At 57.2% G+C, this 388-nt stretch carries 1 protein-coding gene; it reads left to right on the forward strand.

Annotated elements, in window-relative coordinates:
- Positions 1 to 367: hypothetical protein (locus tag AB3X89_RS40310; protein WP_368588069.1), on the forward strand; the 367-nt coding region annotated here is incomplete at its 5' end.
- Positions 368 to 388: the final 21 nt, after the last annotated feature.

Below are 388 nucleotides of genomic sequence, written 5' to 3' on the forward strand. Positions count from 1 at the left end.
AGCGCGAGGGCGTGATTATCGCGAACCTCGTGAATCTGTGGAACAGCTTCGGCAAGGCCGTTTGCGTCAAAAAGCTCTAGTTGCGTCCGCAACCAACTGCGGGCCTACCCTGCTGAACAAAGCCCCGTGGAATCACGATTCACTTTGCAGTGGAATGGCTGTTCTCTTTGCGTGGAATACGCACCTGCTCGAAACGCGCAACCAGTTGCATGCGGCATGCAGACAAATTTACGCACATCAGAAAACCCGCAACCAGTTGGTTGCGCCTGTGATCAGAGTGGGCGCGGCCACAAGGGCTCAAAGTGACCAGGCGTGTGCAGGATATGCACAAGCGGGCCTTGCTGACCAACCACCGGATGCGCTGTGACCTGTCCGCTCTGCTCGACCG

Source organism: Paraburkholderia sp. BR14320 (assembly GCF_040948665.1).
GTDB classification, from domain to species: Bacteria; Pseudomonadota; Gammaproteobacteria; order Burkholderiales; family Burkholderiaceae; genus Paraburkholderia; species Paraburkholderia youngii.